Below are 21,981 nucleotides of genomic sequence, written 5' to 3'. Positions count from 1 at the left end.
TCCCGCAGTGGGCTCAGCCGCCCGCCCGCGCCCTGCGGTGCTCGGCGTCGATGCGTTCCTGGCGCTCGCGGATGTCCGCCGGCCACTGCGCCTTGATCCACGACAGCACGGCAATGATGTCGGCGTCGCCCAGCACGCCTTCGTAGACCGGCATCGCCGTCTTGTAGTCGGGGATGCGCGCCTCGCGGCCGATACCGTGCTTGGTGAGGCGGAACAGGACTTCGTCGGGGTGGTGCCAGGTGTGGCCGCTCGCGTCGTGCGGCGGCGCCGGCAGCAGCCCGTCGGCGCCGCGCTCGCGCCAGTTCGGCTGGCCCTGCAGCTGCGCGCCGTGGCAGGCAGCGCAATGCGCCCGGTAGACCGTGGCACCACGCTGTACCACGGTGGCGTTGCCAGGCTGCAGCGCGATCCCCGGCGCCGGTTGCGTGGCGCGCAATGAGTAGAGCCCGCTGGCGACGACGGCGGCCAGCACGAGAGCCCCGAAAACGATGGCTTTCCACTTCATGCGCGCACCTTAGCGCAAACGAGGGGGCGCCGTCGCGGGCGACGCCGCAGCCGAGCGGGTACAGTCCGTGCCGTGCAACGCGATGAATCCCCCGGCGCGCCGGCCACCGAGGCACCGCCCGACGGCCTGCCGGCCCCCGCCCGCTACTGGTCCATGGTCGTCATCTTCCTGGGCATCACGCTGACGGTGCTCGACGGCTCGATGATCAACCTGGCGCTGCCGGGCATCGCCAGGGACCTGCAGGCTTCGGCCGCCGACACCATCCTCGTCGTCAACGCCTACCAGATCGCGACCCTGGCGCTGCTGCTGCCGTGCGCGGCGCTGGGCGACCGCGCCAGCTACCGGCAGGTCTATCTCGGCGGCATGGCGGTGTACGCGGCCGGCGCGCTGGCCTGCGTGCTGGCGCCTTCGCTGCCGCTGCTGATCGCTGCCCGTGCGCTGCAAGGGGTCGGCGCGGCGGGCATCATGGCCGTCAACCCCGCCCTCGTGCGGCTGACCTATCCCGCCAGCATGCTGGGACGCGGCATTGCCCTCAACTCGGTGGTCGTGGCGACTTCGGCCGTGGCGGGCCCCACCGTCGCCGCGGCGGTCCTGTCGGTGGCCAGCTGGCACTGGCTGTTCGGGCTGAACATTCCATTGGGCCTCGCGCTGCTGGTGCTCGGCGCGCAGGCGCTGCCGCACAACGTGGCGCGCGCGGTGGCGCCGCCGCGCCTGCGCACCGTGGACGTCATCCTCAACATCCTTTTCTTCGGCCTGATGTTCCTGGGCATGAACATGTTGGGCGGCAGCGCGGGCGCATCGGCGCACAGCGCCTCGCCGCTGACGGGCGTGGCGCTGGTCGCCGGGGGCCTCGCCGTTGGCGCTTTCTACGTGCAGCGGCAACGCAGTGAGGCCCTGCCGCTGCTGCCCGTCGACCTGTTGCGAATCCGCGTGTTCGCCTTGTCGATGGGCACGTCGATCACGGCCTTCGCCGCGCAGGTGTTGACGTTCATCGCGCTCCCATTCCTGATGCTCGACGTCTGGCACCTGAGCGCCCTGCACGCCGGCCTGCTGCTTACCGCGTGGCCGTGCGGCGTGGTCATCGTCGCGCCGCTGGCGGGCGCGCTGATCGGCCGCTACCACGGCGGCCTGCTGGCGGGCCTCGGCCTGGCCTTCCTCTGCGCCGGGCTGGCGCTGCTCGCCCTCATGGACGGCGAACCGTCCACGTTGCAGGTGGCCTGGCGCCTGCTGCTGTGCGGATTCGGCTTCGGCCTCTTCCAGTCGCCGAACAACCACACCATCGTTACCAGCGCCCCGCTCAGCCGGGCCGGGGCGGCCAGCGGCATGCTGGCCACGGCCCGCATCGCGGGACAGGCAAGCGGCGCCGTGCTGGTCACGCTTGTCTTCTCGCTGGCGGGCACGGCCGGCGGCCGTGGTCCGCGCGCCGCCATCGGTGCGGCGGCGCTGTTGGCGGCCATCGCGGCCGCGTTCAGCGTGGCTCGCGTGCGCAAGCCCGCGGTTCGATAACCCTTTCACACCTGCAACAGGAAGACGCATGGCCCAGTCCGATACCCTGCGGATCCGCAAGGCCCACGCCGCCGACGCGGACCACATCGCCGCATTCAACCGCGCCATGGCCTGGGAGACCGAAGGCAGGAGCCTGATCCCCGAGCTGATCGCCGCCGGCGTGCGCCGCCTGCTGGCCGAGCCGGCGCTCGGCTTCTACGCCGTGGCCGAACACGAGGGCGAAGTGGTCGGCTGCCTGATGGTCACCAACGAATGGAGCGACTGGCGCAATGGCCTCTTCTGGTGGATCCAGAGCGTCTACGTGGTGCAGGCCTGGCGGCGCCGCGGCGTCTACCGGCGCCTGTACGACTTCATCCGCGAGCTGGCGCAAGGCGAGCCCGGCGTCTGCGGCTTCCGCCTGTACGTGGAGAAGGAGAACACGACGGCCCAGCGCACCTACTCGTCGCTGGGCATGGCGCCGACCGACTACCTGATCTACGAGGAGCTCAAGCCCGGCGTGCGCTATTTCGAGGAAGGGGACGCGTCACACGACGATCGGTGACACGGCGCCGTCCATCGCCAGGATCGCGCCGCTGATGTAGCTGGCGCGATCCGAGGCGAGGAAGACGACGGCGCTGGCGATCTCCTGCGGCGTCGCGATGCGTCGCAGCGGCAGGCGCTGCTGCTGCGACGTCAGGATCTCGTCGGCGCTGCGGCCCTGCAGCCGCGCATCGGCCGCCAGCCCTTCCTGCAGCCTGTCGGTGAGCGTCAGCCCCGGGTTGACGACGTTCACCCGCACGCCGCGCGGTCCGTAGGCCGCTGCCAGGCCGGCGCTGGCGAGCATCAACGCCGCGTTCGCCGATCCGCCGGCGAGGTGCGTCGGCCCGGCGACCTTGCCGCCGGCGCCGACGACGTTGACGATCGCGCCACGGCCGGCCGCGCCCATGCGCTTGACCAGCGGATCCATCACGTGGACGTAGGTGAAGAACTTCGCCTGCATCGCGTCGTGCCAGGCCATGGGCGTCAGCTCCTCGAACGGCGTGCGCCGCGCCGCGCCGGCGCTGTTCACCAGCACGTCGACCGGCCCGCCCAGCCGCTGTGCTTCGTCGACCGCGTGCGCGGCAGCGTCGGCGTCCGCGAGGTCGGCCGCGATGCCGCGGCAGGCGAATCCTTGCGCCTGCAGGCCGGCCAGCGCGGTGGCTATCCCTTCGCGGCTGCGCGCCACGATCGTCACCTGCGCGCCCTCGCGGCAGAACTCCTGCGCGCAGGCCAGGCCGATGCCCTTGCTGCCGCCCGTGACCAGCACATGCCGGCCGCCCAAGTCGAGGTCCATGCGTGTCTCCCGGAAATGGCCCATTGTGGCGCGGCCGCGCGGCTTCGGCTTCGCCGAAGGAGGCGTTCCGCCATGGCAGACGGCGGCGCTGCGAAAATGGTCGGGGACTGCCGGTGCCGCAGCGCACCGCCGGCCAGACGCGAAAGAGAGCCCGATGAAAACCGCCCCCGACCAGTACCAGGACATTCGCGACGCCGTGCGCGCGCTGTGCGTCCAGTTCCCCGATGAATACCACCGCCGCATCGATGCGCAGGAGGCCTATCCGGAGGAGTTCGTGGCCGCCCTGACGAAGGCCGGCTGGCTGGCCGCCTTGATTCCGGCCGAGTACGGCGGGTCGGGCCTCGGCCTGGCCGAAGCGTCGGTGATCATGGAGGAGATCAACCGCAGCGGCGGCAACGCCGGCGCCTGCCACGGCCAGATGTACAACATGGGCACCTTGCTGCGGCACGGGTCGAAGGCGCAGAAGGACCTGTACCTGCCGAAGATCGCCTCGGGCGAATGGCGCCTGCAATCCATGGGCGTCACCGAGCCGACCACCGGCACCGACACCACCAAGATCAAGACGACGGCCGTGCTCAAGGGGGACCGCTATGTCGTCAACGGCCAGAAGGTCTGGATCTCGCGCGTGCAGCACTCCGACTGGATGATCCTGCTGGCCCGCACCACGCCGATCGCGGAGGTGAAGAAGAAGTCCGAAGGCATGTCCATCTTCCTGGTGGACCTGCGCCAGGCGGAACGCAGCGGCATGACCGTGCGGCCGATTGCGAACATGGTCAACCACGAGACCAACGAGCTGTTCTTCGAGAACCTGGAGATTCCGGCCGAGAACCTGATCGGCCAGGAAGGCATGGGGTTCAAGTACATCCTGGACGGGCTGAACGCCGAGCGGACGCTGATCGCGGCCGAGTGCATCGGCGACGGCTACTGGTTCATCGACCGGGTGCGCAAGTACGCCAGCGAACGGGTGGTCTTCGGCCGCCCCATAGCCCAGAACCAGGGTGTGCAGTTCCCGATCGCCGAAACCTACATCGAGGTCGAGGCGGCCAACCTGATGCGCTTTCGCGCCTGCGAACTGTTCGACGCGCACCAGCCTTGCGGCGCCGAGGCCAACATGGCGAAGTACCTCGCCGCCAAGGCGTCGTGGGAGGCGGGCAACGCCTGCCTGCAGTTCCACGGCGGTTTCGGCTTCGCCCGCGAATACGACGTCGAGCGCAAGTTCCGCGAGACGCGCCTGTACCAGGTCGCGCCGGTCTCCACCAACATGATCCTGAGCTACGTGGCCGAGCACCTGCTCGGGCTGCCGCGCTCCTTCTGACGCATGGCCTCCAGCAAACCCCGTCCCCTCGACGGCATCGTCGTCGTCTCCCTCGAACACGCGATCGCCGCCCCGCTGTGCACCCGGCACCTGGCTGACCTCGGGGCTCGCGTCATCAAGGTGGAGCGCCCGGGCAGCGGCGACTTTGCGCGCGGCTACGACTCGCGGGTCAAGGGACTGGCGTCGCATTTCGTGTGGACCAACCGCTCCAAGGAGAGCCTGACGCTGGACCTGAAGCAGCCCGGCGCGGCCGCTGTGCTCATGGACCTGCTCGCCCGCGCCGACGTGCTGGTGCAGAACCTCGCGCCCGGCGCCAGCGCGCGCATGGGGCTGGGCTACGAAGCGCTGCGCGGCCGGCACCCGAAGCTGGTGGTGTGCGACATCTCCGGCTACGGCGAGGACGGGCCGTACCGCGACAAGAAGGCCTACGACCTGCTGATCCAGAGCGAGGCCGGATTCCTCTCCATCACGGGAACGCCAGAGACGCCCAGCAAGGCCGGCATCTCGGTGGCCGACATCGCCGCCGGCATGTACGCATACAGCAGCATCCTGTCGGCGCTGCTGCTGCGCGGACGCACGGGCGAAGGCAGCCACATCGACGTGTCGATGCTGGAAGCGCTGGGCGAGTGGATGAACTACCCGCTGTACTACACGTTCGAGGGCGCGCCGCCACCGCCGCGCACCGGCGCTTCGCATGCGGCGATCTATCCCTACGGCCCGTTCGCAGCCAGTGACGGCGGTACCGTGGTGCTGGGATTGCAGAACGAGCGCGAGTGGAAGCTGTTCTGCGAAGTGGTGCTGCAGCAGCCGGCGCTGGCGTCCGATGCCCGCTTCGACAGCAACGGCAAGCGCAACCAGCAGCGCGAGGCGCTCGGCGCCATCGTGCTCGATGTCTTCGCCGGCCTCACGACGCAGGAACTGGTGACGCGACTGGACCAGGCGCAGATCGCCAACGCCCGCATGAACGACATGGCCGGGGTCTGGGCCCATCCGCAGCTGGCGGCGCGCAACCGCTGGGCGACCGTAGCCACGCCGGCCGGCGAGGTGTCGGCGCTGCTACCGCCGGGCCGCGTCAGCAGCTTCGATTACCGCATGGACCCCGTGCCCGCGGTCGGCGAGCACACGCAGGCCATCCTGCGCGAACTGGGGCGCAGCGACGCGCAGATCGCGCGGTTGCGGGAAAGCGGCGCGATCTGAGACCGCGACCCTGGCCGGGGGCGGCGATCAGGCGAGCGCGGTGGCCTCGATCTCGATCTTGAAGCCGTAGTGCAGCTGCGGCACCGGCACGACGGCGCGGGCCGGCCGCGCGTCGCCGGCCCACTGCGCGTACAGCGCATTGAAGGTCGGCCACAGCTCGATGTCGGTGATGTACACGCGCACCTGGACCAGCCGGTCGACGGAACTGCCCGCGCTGCGCAAGGCGGCTGCGACATTGGCGAGCGCCTGCTGCGCCTGCGCCTCGAAAGGGGCGTCGTGCAGCCGCCGCCCGTCTTGGGCGATCGGCAACTGCCCCGATACGAAGACAAAGCCCCCGGCGCGCACGGCGTGGCTGTAATGGCCGCCCGGTGGGGCGAGGCCGGCGCCGGTTGGCGGAATGAAGATGTCGTGGGTCATGAGGTTCATTGTGCCGGGTCGCTCCCGCTCGCCCGCCGATCGAAGTGAGGCATCACGGCGCCCGCTTCCTGGGCTTCCCGCGCACCGCCGGCGGCTCCTCCTGGCCGCGCCAGTAGGTCTCCAGCCGGAAGCGTTCCGCCGCGTACAGGTTGGCGGAGACGGCCAGCACGCGGCCGGCGCTGTCCAGGTAGGCGCGCCGCATGTGCAGCGCCGGGCTGCGCGCGGGCACGCCCAGCAGCCTGGCCGCAGGCGCCGGCATCAGCGCGGCCTCGATCTGCTGGCGCACGGCATGGATCTTCTGGCCGTGGTGCTGCTCCAGCATGGAGTAGATGCTCATGTGGCGCCCGCGCAGCCGCATCACGATGTCGGCGAACTCCGGCCGCAGGTAGACGCGCGTGAATGAAATCGGCGCCGCGCCTTCGATCGCATGGCGGAAGGCTTCCACCTCCAGCCAGCGCGAACCTTCCTCGCAGCCCAGCGCCTGCGCCAGGTCTCCGTCGGCGACCAGGTGGCGCGAGCGCAGCACCTCCAGCCGGGTGGCGCTGGTGTAGGCGACCAGGTCCTCGGCCGTGCCGAGGCCCGCCACGTACGGGCTCGGCTCGGTCACTGAGCAGACCACCGTGCCGCGTCCGGGCTGGCGCGAGATCTGGCCGCTGTCGGCCAGCTTGCGTGTGGCTTCGCGCACCGTGTGCCGGCTCACGCCGTACGTTTCGGCGAGCTGCTTTTCTGGCGGCAGGAGCGAGCCGACCGGGTACTTGCCGCTGGTGATGTCCTTCAGGATGCGCTCGCGTAGCCAGGCGTAGCGCGGCTGCGCCGGCTTGGCCGGTGCGCGGGTGGAGCCGCCCGGGCCCTTCCTACTGGCCGGCGATGGCATGGGGAACGTACGGCGCCTCGAGCAGCGCCGTCTCCTCTGGCGAGAGATTGACCTTGAGCGCGGCCACCGCGTCGTCGACGTGCTGCGGCTTCGACGCGCCGACGATGGGCGCCGTGACGCCGGGGTGCTGCGCGACCCAGGCCAGAGCCACCTGCGCCATGGGGACGCCGCGCTGCGCGGCCACCTGCGCGACGCGATCGGCGACGGCGCGGTCCGCCTGCTCGGTCGCGTCGTACAGCTGGTGGCCGAAGTCGTCGGTCTCAATACGAGCCGTGGCCTGGCCCCAGGGCCGCGCCAGCCGGCCGCGCGCCAGCGGGCTCCACGGCAGCACGCCGATGCCTTCGTCGCGGCACAGCGGCAGCATCTCGCGCTCCTCCTCGCGGTACAGCAGGTTCAGGTGGTCCTGCATGGTGACGAAGCGGGTGAGGTGGCGCCGCTCGGACGTGTGCAGCGCCTTCGCGAACTGCCATGCGAACATCGACGAGGCGCCGATGTAGCGCGCCTTGCCGGCTTTCACCACGTCGTGCAGCGCTTCCAGCGTTTCCTCGATCGGCGTGCCGGGATCCCAGCGGTGGATCTGGTACAGGTCGACGTAGTCGGTGCCCAGGCGCTTCAGGCTCTGGTCGATCTCGTGCAGGATGGCCTTGCGCGAGAGGCCGGCGCCGTTGGGGCCGGGCCTCATGCGGTTGAACACCTTGGTCGCGATCACGATCTCGTCGCGCTTCGCGAAGTCGCGCAGCGCCCCTCCGACGATCTCCTCGCTGCTGCCGTCGGAATAGCTGTTGGCGGTGTCGAAGAAGTTGATGCCGGCTTCCAGCGCGTGGCGAATGATGGGCCGGCTCTGCTCCGCGCCCATGGTCCACGGGTGGCGGCCGCGGTTCGGCTCGCCGAACGTCATGCAGCCCAGGCAGATCCGCGACACCTTCATGCCGGTGCGGCCCAGTCTCACGTATTCCATTGCAGTTCCTCTTCGGGTTTGGGCGACAAGGCGGGATGGGCGCCGTCGGCCAGCCGGTGGGTGGCCAGCACGCACCGTACCACCTCGCGCCGGCTGATTTTCCCCTGGGCGTTGCGCGGCAGCGCCGGCAGGGCAACGAACAGGCGCGGCTGCTTGTGTTTCGACAAGGCCGCGACCCGGCCGCGCACGGCATCCTCCCAGCCCGGCTGCGCATGTTCCGCCACGGCGATGATGATCTCGCCCCAGTATTCGCTCGGCAGTCCGGCGACGCACACCGCGCCGCAGCCGGGCAGGCCGGCGAGCAGCGCCTCGATCTCGTCCGGGTTGACGCGGTAGCCGCCGCTCTTGATCACGTCGGCCACGCGGCCGAGAAGCACCAGCCGGCCACGGTCGTCGATGCGGCCCAGGTCGCCGGTCGCGTGCCAGCCATCCGCGTGCGGGATCGGTCCGTCGGGACCGACCAGTTCCTCGGACATGTGGCTCGAGCGCAGCCAGACCTGGCCATCGCGGATCTCGACCTCGACGCCGGGCGCGGGCCAGCCGACGCAAGCCCCGGGCGGCACCGGCTGCTGGGTGAACCAGTCGTGGGTGTCCGGCGCTTCCAGCACGGTGATGGGATTGAAGCACTCGGTCTTGCCGTAGGTGACCCGCACCACCGGCCCGAACATGGCGCAGGCCTTGGCGTACAGGCCCGGCGGCAGCGGCTGGGTCCCGGTGAAGATGCAGCGCACGCCCTCGAAGCGCTCGTCGCCGAGCGCGGCCGCCAGCTTGGCGATCACCGTGGGCGGCGCGAACAGGGCGTCGACGCCGCCGCGCCGCAGCAGCGTGCGCACCCGCGCCGGGTCGACGCCGCCTTCCAGCAGCACCTCGCCGCCGTATTCGCACCACGCGAACGTCAGCAGCGAGGCACCGTGGGCGAACGGCGTGACCAGCAGCAGCCGCGAGCGGCGCGCCGGCGTGAAGGGCAGCGTCGCGCGCAGCAGTTGCTCGGCGATCCAGCGCCTCCCGTGCGAGTAGCGCACGCCCTTGGGCTTGCCGGTCGTGCCCGACGTGAAGAGCACGCGACCGGTGGCATCGGCGGGGACGGCGTCCCATGCTGCCTGGCCGCCCGGCGTCGCCCGCACCGAGCCGGGCAGCAGCGGATCCAGGCCGAGGGCGCGCACGGCCTCCGCGCGGTCGGCCGTCGTGATGACGGTCCTGAAACCGGCGAGTTGCGCCGCCCAGGCGACCTCCTCGCCGGTGGAGCCCCAGCCGAGGGGCGTGTCGGCCGCGCCGGCCAGGCGCACTCCGTAGGCGCACCACACGCTTTCGGCGCAGTTCGGCAACAGGATCGCCACCGGTGTTCCGGCAGCGATCCCGCGCGCCGCGAGCACTTCGGCCAGCGCGTGGGCGCGGTCGCTGAGCCCGGCGTACGAAAGCGTGCCGCCGTGTTCCGCCGTCACGGCCGGCGCATCACCGAAGCGCGCGGCGAGCGCGCGCAACTGGGCCGACCACGGGACGGCGTTCATTTCGACAGCATCAACCCGGGCAGCCACGTCGAGAACACCGGAACGTAGGTGACCAGCACCAGGAGGCACAGCATCAGCGCGACGAAAGGCATGGTGCCGCGCACCACCTCGGCCAGCGGTGTCTTGGAGATGTTGGCGATGACGAACAGGTTGAGCCCGACCGGCGGCGTCAGCAGCGCGATCTCCATGTTGATCACCAGCACGACGCCGAAGTGGATCGGGTCGATGCCCAGCGGCTCCAGCATGGGAATCACGACCGGCACGATCAGCAGCATCACCGAGTAGACCTCGAGGAACATGCCCAGGATCAGCAGCAGGATGTTGATCACGATCAGGAACTGCCAGCCCTCGATGCCCCAGTCCTTGATCAGCTGCACCGCATGCGCCGTGACGCCGGTCTCGGTCACCCAGTGGCCGAACGCGAGCGCCACGGCGATGATGATCATGATGACCGCGGCGTTGCGCACCGCACCGGCCATCGTCGACAGCAGCGCCGCAGGCTGGATGCCGCGGTAGACGAACAGCGACAGCACGATCGCGACGATGGCCGACAGCGCGGCGGACTCGGTCAGCGTGACGATGCCGCCATAGAGTCCGCCCAGCACGATCACCGGCACCGACAGCGCCGGCAGCGCGTACCAGGTGCGTCGCAGCTTCTCCCGCGTGGGCATCTCGGCTTCGAGCGCATAACCGGCGCGCCGGCTGAACCAGAGGATGTAGCCGGCCAGCAGCGCCGCCTGCATCAGCCCAGGCACGACCCCGGCCAGGAACAGCCGCGGGATCGAGATGTCGGCCAGCACGCCATAGACGACGAAAGCCAGCGACGGCGGGATCAGGATGCCCAGCGTGCCCGACGCGCCGACGATGCCCGACGCGAAGCCTCGGGCGTAGCCTCCGCGGAGCATCGCGGGCACGAGGATGGTGCCCATCGCGATGGCGGTCGCCACCGACGAGCCGCACATTGCCGCGAAGATCGTGCAGGCGAGCACCGCGACCAGCCCGAGCCCGCCCGGCAGGCGGCCCACCCATCCAGCTGCGGCATCGATCAGTGCCCGCGCGACGCCGCCGCGTTCCATGAAGGTGGCGGCGATCACGAAGTACGGCACGGCCAGCAGTGTGACGGAGTTGAGCTCGTCGATGATCTTCTGCGCGAACGGCAGCAGGCTGTCCGCGGCCGCGAACATCACGGCGGCGCTGGCGCCCAGGGTCAGGTAGATCGGGGCGCCGATGACCAGGAGCCCGAAGAACAGCAGGATGGTCGCGACGGCCATGTCAGCTCCCGGTGCGCAGGCGCCGGCGCAGCCGGATCAGGTAGCCGATGCACAGGGCCAGCCCGCCCGCCGGCAACGCCGAGAAGTAGATCCACAGGGGAAAACGCAGCGTGGTCGTCGAAACGTCGCCGTAGTCCCACGACTGGTAGGCCAGCGTCGCGCCGTACCACAGCAGCATTCCCGCGAAGGCCAGCCCCAGCAGGTCGACGAACAGTTCCGTCGCGCGGCGCAGCTTCTCCGGGAAGAAGGTGACGAACAGGTCGGCCTTCACGTGCCGGTCGGCGACGGTGACGGCGCCCAGCGACAGCAGCACCGCCCACACGATCACGTACACCTGCACCTCGTCGACCAGTTCGAGCGTCCACGCCGGATGGAAGTAGCGCACCACCACGTTGTAGGAGCACAGCAGGAGGGCGCAGACGGCGAGGCCGCCGACCAGCAGGTCCTCGATGCGCAGCCACAAGGGCTGCGCCGCTTCGCCATGCTCCTGTGCCAGCTCGGCCGCCGCCTTCTGCCGCAGCGCCTCGTAGACGGCAGGCTGCGGCGGCAGCGCTGCATCCTTGGCTTCCATCAGAACGGCACCTTGGCGGCGGCGAGCCCTGCCTTGGCGGCCTGGATCGCATCGGCTTCGATCTTCATCTGCTTGACCAGGTCGTCCTGGGTCGCCATCAGCTGCTTGCGCCTGGCGTCGACCGCGGCCGGCGCGGGCTTGACGATCTTCATCCCGGCCTTGACCAGGTTGTCGCGAGCCTCGGCCTGCGACTTCGCGGCGAGCTCGCGCTGTCCGCGCGCGGCGATGTCCCACGCGGCGATGATCGCCTCCTGCACGTCCTTGGGCTGCTTGTTCCAGAACTGCTGCCCGATCATCGGGACGTACTGGCCGAAGAACTGGTTGTCCTCGAACGCGAATTTCAGGCCGGACTCGTGAAGCTTGGACGTCCAGGCGCTTTCATAGGTTGTGGCCACGCCGTCGATCACGCCCTGGCTCATGGCCATCGGCACGTCGGGGAACGGCACCAGCATCGGATTGGCGCCCAGTGCCGCCAGCCGGGCTGCGTTCGCGGTGCCGCCCGAGTGGCGGATCTTCTGGCCCTTCAGGTCGTCATAGCTGTTGATCGGCTTGTTGATGCCGAAGAAGTGCTGCCCGCCCAGGTCGATCCACTTGCCGATCACCTTGACCTTCATGCGGTCCTCGAGCTTGGCGTTGAGGAACTGGCCCAGCTTGCCGTCGAGCACCTGGTGCACCACCGGTCCTTCGACGCCGTAGAACATCGGCAGCGTCTGCAGCGCCACGTTCGGCTCGACGCCATCGAGCTGCCACGTGCCGGGCACCGCCATTTCCACAGCGCCCTGGCGCAGGGCCTTGGGCACGTCGCGATCGCGGAACAGCTGGCCGCTCGGATAGATCTCGACCGCCAGCTTGCTGCCCACGCGCTTCTTCAGTTCCTCGGCGAAGACCTCGACGCCCCGGTTGCGCACGTGGGTCGGATTGGTGTCGAGCGTGATGCGAAGCTTCTCCTGCGCCGCCGCAGGCACGGGCAGGAAGGCGGAAGCGGCGGCCATGAGGCCGCCGAGCAGGGCAATGCGTTTCGTGATCATGGTTGTCTCCTATGGATCGTTGTGAAGAAAAACAGGGGTCAACGGGCGAGGGCGCGCAGCCGTGGCACCGAGCGCAGGTCCATCAGCCGGTCGAACAGCGCCGCGCCATCGATGTCGCCGGCGCGGCCGGCGCAGTCGATGAACTTGGTGCGCAGGTCGGCCTGCGCCAGCGGCGCCATGGCGTTGCCGCGCGCGAACCGGATGTCGCCGCTGGCCAGCGTGCGGCCGTCGCGCAGCACGATCTGCACCTGGTCGTTCTCGGCGAAGATCGGCTCGATCGGGCACTGCGAGTCGTCGGTCGCGATCTTCACCTTGGAAAAGACGTCGCGCACGGCACGCTGTCCCACGAATTCGTCGGTGAGTTCGGCGAGGCCCACCTTGCCGGCGACCAGCGCCGACGCGACGGCGAACTCGAGGCTGAACTTGGCTTCCAGGCCGGTCACGGGCTGGTGGTTGCGCAGCATCGACGCCTGCGCGACGCCGATGCGGGCACGAACTTCCTCGACGTCTTCGCTGCGCACGCCGTGCTCGCGTGCCAGGTCGAGCACGCCGTCGATCACGCGGTGGGTCGCGTAGCAGGTGGGGTATTTCTTGATCGAGAGGCCGTACTCCAGGACCCGCAGTTCGCGACCCAGGGCGGAGGCCGGCGACTCGCGGTCGGCGCGGCCCTGCGGCGACAGCGCGGCCAGGTAGCCGGCGTGGTGCTCGATGGCATCGGGCGCGGCGGTGAGCCCGGCGGCGGCGAACCGCACCGCGTCGATCGCGGCGGCGGCCGCGCGGCCGGCGTGCAAGGGCTTGGTCATGGTGCCGAAATTCGCCACCAACCCGCAGGCCATGCTGGCCGACAAGGCGATCGCATGCCGGCACTTGTCCTGCGGCAGCTTGTTCAGCCAGGCCACCGCGGCCGTCGCGCCGACGGTGCCGAGCACCGCCGTCGGATGCCAGCCCTTGAGGTGGTAGGCGTCCGGCTCGCGCCGGAACAGCTCGGCCCATACTTCGTAACCCACGAGATACGCGCGCAGCGCTTCCTCGCCGCTCGCGTCGAGGCGCTCGCCTTCGGCCAGCACCGCCGGCACGAGCACGGTGCTGGGATGGCCGCCCAGCGCCACGTCGTCGAAGTCCAGCGCGTGGCCGGCCGCGCCGTTCACCAGCGCCGCGTCGGCGCTGGCGGCCTTGCGCGTTCCCAGCAGCAGCGAAGACTCGCTCGCCGGCGACTGGCGCGCCGCGACGAAGTCCTGCGCGATCCGCACCACCGGCTCCTCGCGCCCGGCGAGCATGGTGGCGATGGTGTCGGCAAAGCCGGACTGGACGATCTCGACGGCGCGAGCCGGCAGGTCGGGGAACCGCGGATTCGCGGTGAAGGCGGCAAGTTGTGCGGTCAAACCACTCATGGATCCTCCTGCGGACGCTGCACCCTGGTCGCGGCGCCCGGAACACGTTGAACGATCAGTACGACCGGGGCAGGCCCAGCACGTGCTCGGCGATGTAGGACAGCACCAGGTTGGTGGAGATCGGCGCGATCTGCATCAGCCGCGTCTCGCGCCACTTGCGCTCCACGTCGTATTCCCTGGCGTAGCCGAAGCCGCCATGGGTCTGCATGCACGCTTCGGCCGCGTGCCACGACGCTTCCGACGCCAGCAGCTTGGCCATGTTGACGTCGTCGCCGCAGGGCAGGCCGGCGGCAAAGAGGGCGGCCGCCTTGCGCAGCAGCATCGCGGCCGCCTCGGTCTCGGCGTGGGCGCGGGCGATCGGGAACTGGATGCCCTGGTTCTGGCCGATCGGCCGGCCGAACACGACGCGCTCGTTGGCGTAGGCTACGGCGGTCTTCGTGAACCAGCGGGCATCGCCGATTGCCTCCGACGACACCAGGATCCGCTCGGCGTTCATGCCGTCCAGGATGTACTTGAAGCCCTTGCCTTCCTGGCCGATCAGGTTCTTCGCCGGCACCTTCATGCCGTCGAAGAACACCTCGGTGGCGTGGTGGTTGATCATGGCCTTCAGCGGCCGGATCTCCAGGCCCTTGCCCAGGCATTCGCGGATGTCGACCAGGAACACCGACAGGCCTTCGGTGCGCTTGCTCACTTCCTCCAGCGGCGTGGTGCGCGCCAGCAGCAGCATCAGGTCGGAGTGCAGCGCGCGCGAGGTCCACACCTTCTGGCCATGGACGACGTAATGGTCGCCGTCGCGCACGGCCCGCGTCTTGAGCTTGGTGGTGTCGGTGCCGCTGGTGGGTTCGGTCACGCCGAAGGCCTGCAGCCGCAGTTCGCCGGAAGCGATCTTCGGCAGGTAGCGGTCCTTCTGCTCGGGCGAGCCGTGCCGCAGCAGCGTTCCCATGATGTACATCTGGGCGTGGCAGGCGCCGGCGTTGCAGCCGGCGGCGTGGATCTCCTCGAGGATCGCCGCCGCGGCGCGCAGCGGCAACCCGGCGCCACCGTACTCCTCGGGGATCAGCGCGCCCAGGAAACCGGCCTTGGTCAGGGCCTGCACGAACTCGGTCGGGTAGGCCTCGCGCTCCTCGAGGCCGCGCCAGTAGGCGCCGGGGAAACCGGCGCAGATGCGGCGGACGCTCTCGCGGATCTCGGGGAAGTCCTCGCCCAGCGGCACGGACACGTCTTCGATTCGGGTGGTGGTGCTCATCTCTTTGTCCCGGGGTTCAGGCGGCCGCGCGTGCCGCGGCGCCCACGTAGTTCTTCGGCAGCCCGGCGCGCGCGATGGCGCCGTGCATCTCGATATCGGGCAGGGTCTCGCGCACGATCTCGCGCACGGCGACCAGCTTTTCGATGTCGACGCCGGTGCGCAGGCCCATGGAGTCCAGCATGAAGACCAGGTCGTCCATGACGATGTTGCCGGTCGCACCGGGCGCGAATGGGCAGCCGCCGATGCCGGCCAGCGAGGCGTCGAAGCGAGTCACGCCGCAGTCCAGCGCTGCCGTGACATTGGCCAGGCCCGTGCCGCGCGTGTCGTGAAAGTGCGCGGCCACCGGCAGCTTGCCGACGGCGGCCAGCACCGCCTTGAACACGCGCTTCACGTGTGCCGGGTCGGCGTAGCCCACGGTGTCCGGCACCACCAGTTCGTCCGCACCCGCCTCGGCCAGCGCGACCGCATAGCGCACCACGTCGTCGACCGGCACCCGGCCTTCGAACGAGCAGCCCAGCGCCGTCGCCAGGCCGCCGACCAGGATCGGCCGCTTGCCGGCCGGCTGCGAGCGCACCAGCTCCACGATGCGCTTGAAGTCGGCGACCGATTCCTCGCGCTCGCGGCGCACGTTGTTCATGTTGTGCGTGCGGCTGACCGACATCACGAAGTTCAGCTTGTGCACGCCCAGGTCGATGCCGCGCTCGGCGCCGCGGAAATTCGGGATCAGCGCCGCGACGGTGAGGCCGGGGATGCCCAGCGAACGCACCGTCACCTCCTCGGCGTCCGCGAACTGCGGGATCACCTTCGCCGGCACGTAGGAAGTCACTTCGATTTCCGACACGCCGGCGGCGGCTTCGGCCTGGATCCAGGCCAGCTTTCGATCCGTCGGCATGAAGGTCTGGTGGATCTGCAGGCCGTCGCGCAGGCCCACCTCGCGCACGATGACATCGATGTCGTGTTTCATGTTCAGCATCCCTTGAAGGCCGGCTTGCGGTTTTCGTTGAAGGCGCGCACGCCTTCGTAACGGTCCTCGGTCTCGACCAGGTGGTTGTAGGCCTCGATCTCGAACCGGAAGGCCGTGCGCAGTTCCATCTGGCCGCCGTAGCGCACCGACTTCTTGATCTGCCGCACCGACAGCGGCGCGTTGCCGGCGATGGTGTTGGCGGTGGCGAGCGCCCGGTCGTACACCTGGCCCGGCTCGCACAGCTCGTTGACGATCCCCCAGTCGAGCGCCTTCGCGGCCGTGATCGGCTGGCCGGTCAGCAGGATCTCCTTGGCCCGGCGTTCGCCGATGGCGCGCGGCAGGTTCTGCGTGCCGCCGGCGCCGGGCATGATGCCCAGCGTCACCTCGGTCAGCGCGAAGCGCGCCGCGCTCGACGCATACGCGAAGTCGCAGCACAGCATCATCTCGAAGCCGCCGGCATAGGCGTGGCCGTTCACGGCGCCAATGACCGGCACTGGCATGTCGGTGAGGGTCCAGTACATGCGCTCGAACAGCTCGTGCTGACGCACCCACTGCTGCCTGGTCATGCCGTTGCGCTCCTTGAGGTCGCCGCCGGCGCAGAAGATGCGGTCGCCGGCGCCGGTGTAGACCACGCAGCGCACGTCGCCGGCGTCCACCGTCAGGCGGTTCCAGACGTCCAGCAGGTCGTGGCCCATCTGCGTGTTGAGCGCGTTGCCGACCTCGGGCCGGTTCATCGTCAGCTTCAGGACGTGGGGGCCCACCATCTCGGTGAGCAGGGTTTCGTAGCGGGGGAAGTCCATGTCAGTTCTCGCTGTGGCCAAAAAGGATTCCGGTGTGTTCGCCGAGCGCCGGCGGGCGGGCGCTGGGCCGCGGCCGCTGGCCGTCGATCGCCAGCGGCAGCCCGAGGAAGCGCATCGCGGTGCCCGGCACGTCCTGCACCAGTCCCAGCGCGGCGGTCTGTTCGTGCGCCACCATCTGCGCGATCGACTGCACGGGCGAGCAGGGGATGCCGGCGGTCTCGAGCTGCGCCGCCCAGTGCGCCGTGTCGGCCGTCAGCATGATCGCGTCGAGCATCGCGTACAGCTCGCCCTGGTTGCGCACGCGGGCCGGGTTGTCGGCGAAGCGCGGATCGGCTATCCACTCGGGATGGCCGACGACGGCGGCCAGCTTGCGGAACAGGCCCTCGCTGCCGGCGGCGACCACCAGTTCGCCGTCGCGGGTGGCGTAGGCCTTGTACGGCACGATGCCGTTGGCGCCCGAGCCCTGCTTGCCCGGCGACTCGCCGGAAGCGAGGTACTGCGACGCGAGCAGCGAGACCCAGCTGGTGCTGGTCTCGTACAGCGACACGTCGACCACCGCGCCCTTGCCGGTGGCGGCGCGCTCGCGCAGCGCCGCCAGGATGCCGATCACGGCCCACATGCCGGTGCCCATGTCGATGATCGACGGGCCGACCCGCACCGACGGCCGGCCCGGCTCCCCGGTGGTCGCCATCACGCCGCCGAAGGCCTGCATCAGCGGGTCGTAGCCGGGACGATCCTTGAGCGGGCCGGCGCGGCCGAAGGCGCCCATGTTGCAGTAGACCAGCGCCGGCTTGCGCTGGAGAAGCGTCGCACCGTCCAGCCCGAGTTCCTCGACCTGTCCCGGCCGCAGGTTCTGCAGCACGACGTCGGCGCGCTCCACGATCAGCGTCAGCAGCGCGTCGCGGTCGCGCGCGGAGCGCAGGTCGCACACGACCGACCGCTTGCTGCGGTTGAGGGTCTGGAACGAGGCGGCCGCGCCTTCCCAGAACGGAGGCCCCCATTTGCGCGCGTCGTCGCCCTCGCGCTTCTCGATCTTGATCACCTGCGCGCCGAGGTCGCCGAAGATCTGGCCCGCGAACGGGGCCGACACGCTGTGGCCGAGTTCGACGACGACGAGGTCCGCGAATGGCGTTGGAGGCTTGGTCATGCTGGTGTGGTGAGCGGCGCCAGGTGCGGGCGCCCGTCAATGTCCGTACATTTCAAATGTACGGACAGATCGTAGGCTTCGCGGCCGGCTGCTGTCAACGCCGCTGGTCCCCGACCGTCCCCGGAAAAACCCTGACTTCGTAGAATCGCCGAATGACCTTCAGGACGCGCGACTAGCCATGGAACTGCGCCAGATGCGCTATTTCGTACGCGTCGTGGAGCTCGGCAGCATCAGCCGCGCCGCGCTCGACCTGCAACTGGTGCAGTCCGCGCTGAGCCAGCAGATCGGCCGCCTCGAAGGCGAGCTCGCGACTCGGCTGCTGCGGCGCACCAGCAAGGGCATCACGCCGACCGAAGCAGGGCTCGCGTTTTTCCGCGAAGCGCAGCTCGCGCTGCGGCACGCCGACCAGGCCGCGCGCGCGGCGCACGAGTCGCGCCTGACCGGCAGCGTCAGCGTCGGCCTGGCGCCGACCACCGCCTCCGTGCTCGGCGTGCCGCTGATGCTGGCCATGCGCGAGCGCTACTCCGACGTGCGGCTGCACATGGTGTCGGCGCTGTCCGGGCACCTGTCGAACATGCTCAACTCGCGCCAGCTCGACCTCGCGGTGCTGTTCGACACCCATCCGGCGCGGCGCTGGAGCGTCACGCCGCTGCTGCAGGAAAAGCTGTTCCTGATCCAGTCGCGCCGGCATCTGGTGCGCGAATTCGGCGCGAGCGCGCGCATCGCCGAACTGAAGGAGCTGCCGCTGGTGCTGCCGAGCGGGCCGCACGGCCTGCGCAGCACGCTCGACGCCGCCTTTGCGCGCGCCAGGGCCAAGCCCAGGCTGGTCGCCGAGATCGATTCGCTGGCGGTGCTGATGGACGCCGTCGACCATGGCCTGGGATGCACGATCCAGCCCTGGGCCGCCATCGGGCGGCAGGCGGACGCAGCCAGGCGCTTCGTGCTGACCGAGCTTGCCGACCCCGAGGCGAGCCGCCTCAATTCGCTGTGCAGCCTGTCGGACGACGAGCTGTCGCCGGCCGGCCTCGCCGCGCGCGTGGTGCTGGCCCAGTGCGTGCGCGACCTGGTGGGCGCCGGCCGCTGGGGCGGGGCGACGCTGGCGGCGGCGTAGGGAAGCTCTGACCAAAGCCCGCCGTCCCTACGGGCTCGGGCAACAACGGGCGCTTTGCGCACCAAGTTCCTGGCCGGTGCGTCCAGCACCGGCTGCGAAACGTTGGCGCACAAATCATCCCGTTCCTGCCTCGAGCGCGCGCGACGCGATTTGTTCAGAGCTTCCCCGTCATCACGATTCGTGATACCGCCGAGCGCCGTCCCGGCTGTCGCCGCCGCGCCCGCGCCAGTACAGTTCATGACGTCGAAAGGCCCGGGGCGCGGCAGCGCCTCGACCGGGGCCCCGGGAGAAAACAATTGATCGATGTCCTTGTGATCGGCGGCGGCAACGCCGCGCTCTGCGCCGCGCTGATGGCGCGCGAGGCCGGCGCCAGCGTGCTGCTGCTGGAGGCCGCCCCGCGCGAATGGCGCGGCGGCAACTCGCAGCACACCCGCAACCTTCGCTGCATGCACGACGCGCCGCAGGACGTGCTGGTCGATGCCTACCCGGAAGAGGAGTTCTGGCAGGACCTGCTCAAGGTCACCAAGGGCGTGACCGACGAGAAGCTGGCGCGCCTGGTGATCCGCGAGTCCTCCACCTGCCGCGGCTGGATGCGCAAGCACGGCGTCAACTTCCAGCCGTCGCTGTCCGGCACCTTGCACCTGTCGCGCACCAACGCCTTCTTCATGGGCGGCGGCAAGGCGCTGGTCAACGCGTATTACCGCAGCGCCGAGGAGCTCGGCGTTCAGATCCGCTACGAAGCGCCGGTGGACCGGCTGGAACTGGAGGGGGGGCGCTTCGTCGCGGCGCACTGCAAAGGCGAGCGCATCGCGGCGAAAGCCTGTGTGCTGGCGGCCGGCGGCTTCGAGTCCAACCGCGAATGGCTGCGCGAGGCCTGGGGCCGGAACGAACTGGGCGAATGGCCGGCCGACAACTTCCTGATCAGGGGCACGCGGTTCAACCAGGGCGTGCTGATCAAGTACATGATGGAAGCGGGCGCCGACATCATCGGCGACCCCTCGCAGTCGCATTGCGTGGCGATCGACGCCCGGGCGCCGCTGTACGACGGCGGCATCTGCACCCGCGTCGACTGCGTGTCGCTGGGCGTCATGCTGAACCAGGCCGGGCTGCGCTTCTACGACGAAGGCGAGGACTTCTGGCCCAAGCGCTATGCGATCTGGGGCCGGCTGGTCGCGCAGCAGGCCGGCCAGATCGGCTACTGCATCATCGACAGCAAGGCCATCGGCCGCTTCATGCCGCCGGTGTTTCCCGGCGAGAAGGCGGACACCTTGCCCGAGCTGGCCGCGAAGCTTGGCCTGCCCGTCGCGACCTTCATGCAGACCGTCTCCGATTTCAACGCGGCCTGCCGGGTCGGCGACTTCGACCACACGGTGCTCGACGACTGCCACACCGAAGGGCTCGCGCCGCCCAAGACCCACTGGGCCCGCCCCATCGACACGGCGCCGTTCTACGGCTACGCGCTGCGGCCCGGCATCACCTTCACTTACCTCGGATTGAAGACCAACGACCAGGCCGCCGTGCACTTCGGCGGCGAGCCGAGCGGCAACCTGTTCGTCGCCGGCGAGATGATGGCCGGCAACGTGCTGGGCCAGGGTTACACGGCCGGCGTCGGCATGAGCATAGGCACGGCCTTCGGCCGGATCGCCGGCACCCAGGCCGCCGCCGCGGCACTGAAGCAAGAGGAGCGCATCCATGCAGCAGCTTGACGCGCTCGCGCGCGACGCGGTCGCGCTGGCCCAGGGCGAACCGGTGTCGCTGACGGCAGGCGAGGCCGAAGTCGCGCGCCAGATGCAGGTGTGCAACGCCTGCCGCTACTGCGAGGGCTTTTGCGCCGTGTTCCCGGCGATGACGCGCCGGCTGGATTTCGCCAAGGCGGACATCCATTACCTGGCCAACCTGTGCCACAACTGCGGCGCCTGCCTGCACGCGTGCCAGTACGCGCCGCCGCACGAGTTCGCGGTGAACGTGCCGCGGGCCATGGCGCAGGTGAGGCAGCAGACCTACACCGACTACGCCTGGCCCACGGCGTTCGGCGCGCTGTACCGTCGCAACGGCCTGACGGTGGCGCTGGCCACCGGCCTGGGCCTCGCGCTGTTCCTGGTGCTGGTGCTGGCCTGGCGCGGGACGCTGGTCCACGAGCCGCTGGCCGGCAACTTCTACGCGGTGTTCCCGCACAACATGCTGGTCGCGATGTTCGGCGCGGTGTTCGGCTTCGCCCTGCTGGCGCTGGCGATGGGCGCCCGGCGCTTCTGGCGCGAGTGGACGCCGGGGCCCGCCAGCGGCGGGGCCGCGGCCGAAGCGACGCACGACGTGCTGCGCCTCACGTACCTGGACGGCGGCCACGGCAAGGGCTGCAACGAAGCCGACGACCGCTTCACGCTGGCGCGCCGGCGCTTCCACCACTTCACGTTCTACGGCTTCCTGCTGTGCTTCGCGGCGACGAGCGTCGCCACGCTGTACCACTACCTGCTGGGCTGGCCGGCGCCATATCCGGTGACCAGCCTGCCGGTGGTGCTGGGCACCCTGGGCGGCATCGGCCTCCTGGTCGGGCCGGCCGGGCTGCTGTGGCTGAACCTGCGGCGCCATCCGCTGCACGGCGACCCGGCGCAGCGTCCCATGGACCGCGCGTTCATCACGCTGTTGTTCTGCAACGCCCTGACCGGCCTCGCGCTGCTGGCGTGGCGCGACACCGGCGCGATGGCCTCGCTGCTGGCCGTGCACCTGGGGTTCGTGATGGGCCTGTTCCTGACGCTGCCCTATGGCAAGTTCGCGCATGCGGTGTACCGCGCCGCCGCGCTGATGAAGCACGCGATCGAGAAGCGGCAGCCGAACAGGCTGGCGCTGGGGGCGGACTGAGGCCGCG

At 70.1% G+C, this 21,981-nt stretch carries 21 protein-coding genes; 7 read left to right on the top strand and 14 right to left on the bottom strand.

Going from position 1 to position 21,981, the window contains the following annotated elements; all coding sequences use genetic code 11:
* Positions 1–13: 13 nt before the first annotated feature.
* The gene (locus RAMLITH_RS22700) at positions 14–502 is read right to left on the bottom strand and encodes a c-type cytochrome (RefSeq protein WP_168109736.1); all 489 of its coding nucleotides are present in this window, start codon (positions 500–502) and stop codon (positions 14–16) included.
* A gap of 72 nt (positions 503–574) precedes the next feature.
* Here RAMLITH_RS22700 and RAMLITH_RS22695 point away from each other — a divergent pair, with 72 nt between their 5' ends.
* Together RAMLITH_RS22695 and RAMLITH_RS22690 are read left to right on the top strand one after the other, a co-directional pair.
* Positions 575–2,008 (top strand): MFS transporter, encoded by a 1,434-nt coding sequence (locus RAMLITH_RS22695; protein WP_475493629.1) that lies wholly within the window; start codon positions 575–577, stop codon positions 2,006–2,008.
* Positions 2,009–2,036: 28 nt separating this feature from the next.
* Positions 2,037–2,549, top strand: coding sequence for a GNAT family N-acetyltransferase (locus RAMLITH_RS22690; RefSeq protein WP_168109735.1), 513 nt, complete (start codon positions 2,037–2,039; stop codon positions 2,547–2,549).
* Here RAMLITH_RS22690 and RAMLITH_RS22685 read toward each other — a convergent pair.
* Positions 2,532–3,320, bottom strand: coding sequence for an SDR family oxidoreductase (locus tag RAMLITH_RS22685; protein WP_168109734.1), 789 nt, complete (start codon positions 3,318–3,320; stop codon positions 2,532–2,534). The genes RAMLITH_RS22690 and RAMLITH_RS22685 overlap by 18 nt on opposite strands.
* Before the next feature lie 154 nt (positions 3,321–3,474).
* On the opposite strand from RAMLITH_RS22685, the gene RAMLITH_RS22680 reads away from it, so the two are divergent.
* Positions 3,475–4,635, top strand: coding sequence for an acyl-CoA dehydrogenase family protein (locus RAMLITH_RS22680; protein ID WP_168109733.1), 1,161 nt, complete (start codon positions 3,475–3,477; stop codon positions 4,633–4,635).
* A 3-nt stretch (positions 4,636–4,638) separates the two neighbouring features.
* The gene (locus tag RAMLITH_RS22675) at positions 4,639–5,832 is read left to right on the top strand and encodes a CaiB/BaiF CoA transferase family protein (protein ID WP_168109732.1); all 1,194 of its coding nucleotides are present in this window, start codon (positions 4,639–4,641) and stop codon (positions 5,830–5,832) included.
* Positions 5,833–5,859: 27 nt separating this feature from the next.
* On the opposite strand, the gene RAMLITH_RS22670 is transcribed toward RAMLITH_RS22675, so the two are convergent.
* From RAMLITH_RS22670 to RAMLITH_RS22615, 12 genes are read right to left on the bottom strand one after another with little or no spacing between them, the layout of a single operon-like run.
* Entirely contained in the window at positions 5,860–6,249 is a 390-nt protein-coding gene (locus RAMLITH_RS22670; RefSeq protein WP_238344341.1) for a RidA family protein, read from the bottom strand.
* Between the two features lie 52 nt (positions 6,250–6,301).
* Positions 6,302–7,123, bottom strand: coding sequence for a GntR family transcriptional regulator (locus RAMLITH_RS22665; protein ID WP_168109730.1), 822 nt, complete (start codon positions 7,121–7,123; stop codon positions 6,302–6,304).
* A complete protein-coding gene (locus RAMLITH_RS22660; RefSeq protein WP_168109729.1) occupies positions 7,104–8,081 on the bottom strand; it encodes an aldo/keto reductase in 978 nt (325 codons plus the stop codon). The genes RAMLITH_RS22665 and RAMLITH_RS22660 overlap by 20 nt, the downstream gene beginning before the upstream one ends.
* On the bottom strand, positions 8,069–9,589 hold the full coding sequence (locus RAMLITH_RS22655) for a class I adenylate-forming enzyme family protein (protein ID WP_168109728.1): 1,521 nt from the start codon (positions 9,587–9,589) through the stop codon (positions 8,069–8,071). Before RAMLITH_RS22655 ends, RAMLITH_RS22660 begins: the two co-directional genes overlap by 13 nt.
* The gene (locus tag RAMLITH_RS22650) at positions 9,586–10,860 is read right to left on the bottom strand and encodes a TRAP transporter large permease (protein ID WP_168109727.1); all 1,275 of its coding nucleotides are present in this window, start codon (positions 10,858–10,860) and stop codon (positions 9,586–9,588) included. Before RAMLITH_RS22650 ends, RAMLITH_RS22655 begins: the two co-directional genes overlap by 4 nt.
* A gap of 1 nt (position 10,861) precedes the next feature.
* Positions 10,862–11,431: a TRAP transporter small permease gene (locus RAMLITH_RS22645; protein ID WP_168109726.1), complete on the bottom strand. Its 570-nt coding sequence runs from the start codon at positions 11,429–11,431 to the stop codon at positions 10,862–10,864.
* Positions 11,431–12,459: a TRAP transporter substrate-binding protein DctP gene (gene dctP / locus RAMLITH_RS22640; RefSeq protein WP_168109725.1), complete on the bottom strand. Its 1,029-nt coding sequence runs from the start codon at positions 12,457–12,459 to the stop codon at positions 11,431–11,433. The genes RAMLITH_RS22645 and dctP overlap by 1 nt, the downstream gene beginning before the upstream one ends.
* 38 nt (positions 12,460–12,497) lie before the next feature.
* Positions 12,498–13,850, bottom strand: coding sequence for an MmgE/PrpD family protein (locus RAMLITH_RS22635; protein WP_168109724.1), 1,353 nt, complete (start codon positions 13,848–13,850; stop codon positions 12,498–12,500).
* A 55-nt stretch (positions 13,851–13,905) separates the two neighbouring features.
* Positions 13,906–15,096 carry an acyl-CoA dehydrogenase family protein gene (locus RAMLITH_RS22630; RefSeq protein ID WP_168109723.1) on the bottom strand — a complete coding sequence of 397 codons (1,191 nt, stop codon included), beginning with the start codon at positions 15,094–15,096 and terminating at the stop codon, positions 13,906–13,908.
* Between the two features lie 16 nt (positions 15,097–15,112).
* A complete protein-coding gene (locus tag RAMLITH_RS22625) occupies positions 15,113–16,060 on the bottom strand; it encodes a hydroxymethylglutaryl-CoA lyase (RefSeq protein WP_168109722.1) in 948 nt (315 codons plus the stop codon).
* A gap of 2 nt (positions 16,061–16,062) precedes the next feature.
* On the bottom strand, positions 16,063–16,860 hold the full coding sequence (locus tag RAMLITH_RS22620) for an enoyl-CoA hydratase/isomerase family protein (protein ID WP_168109721.1): 798 nt from the start codon (positions 16,858–16,860) through the stop codon (positions 16,063–16,065).
* 1 nt (position 16,861) lies between these two features.
* Positions 16,862–18,007 carry a CaiB/BaiF CoA transferase family protein gene (locus RAMLITH_RS22615; protein WP_168109720.1) on the bottom strand — a complete coding sequence of 382 codons (1,146 nt, stop codon included), beginning with the start codon at positions 18,005–18,007 and terminating at the stop codon, positions 16,862–16,864.
* A gap of 178 nt (positions 18,008–18,185) precedes the next feature.
* Here RAMLITH_RS22615 and RAMLITH_RS22610 point away from each other — a divergent pair, with 178 nt between their 5' ends.
* From RAMLITH_RS22610 to tcuB, 3 genes are all read left to right on the top strand, one after another.
* Positions 18,186–19,118 carry a LysR family transcriptional regulator gene (locus tag RAMLITH_RS22610; RefSeq protein ID WP_168109719.1) on the top strand — a complete coding sequence of 311 codons (933 nt, stop codon included), beginning with the start codon at positions 18,186–18,188 and terminating at the stop codon, positions 19,116–19,118.
* A gap of 296 nt (positions 19,119–19,414) precedes the next feature.
* Positions 19,415–20,824, top strand: coding sequence for an FAD-dependent tricarballylate dehydrogenase TcuA (tcuA, locus tag RAMLITH_RS22605; protein WP_168109718.1), 1,410 nt, complete (start codon positions 19,415–19,417; stop codon positions 20,822–20,824).
* Positions 20,811–21,974: a tricarballylate utilization 4Fe-4S protein TcuB gene (tcuB, locus tag RAMLITH_RS22600; RefSeq protein ID WP_168109717.1), complete on the top strand. Its 1,164-nt coding sequence runs from the start codon at positions 20,811–20,813 to the stop codon at positions 21,972–21,974. The genes tcuA and tcuB overlap by 14 nt, the downstream gene beginning before the upstream one ends.
* The last annotated feature ends 7 nt before the right edge of the window (positions 21,975–21,981 follow it).

This window comes from Ramlibacter lithotrophicus (assembly GCF_012184415.1).
Classification (GTDB): Bacteria; Pseudomonadota; Gammaproteobacteria; order Burkholderiales; family Burkholderiaceae_C; genus Ramlibacter; species Ramlibacter lithotrophicus.
This window is presented reverse-complemented; position numbering and strand designations above follow the sequence as displayed.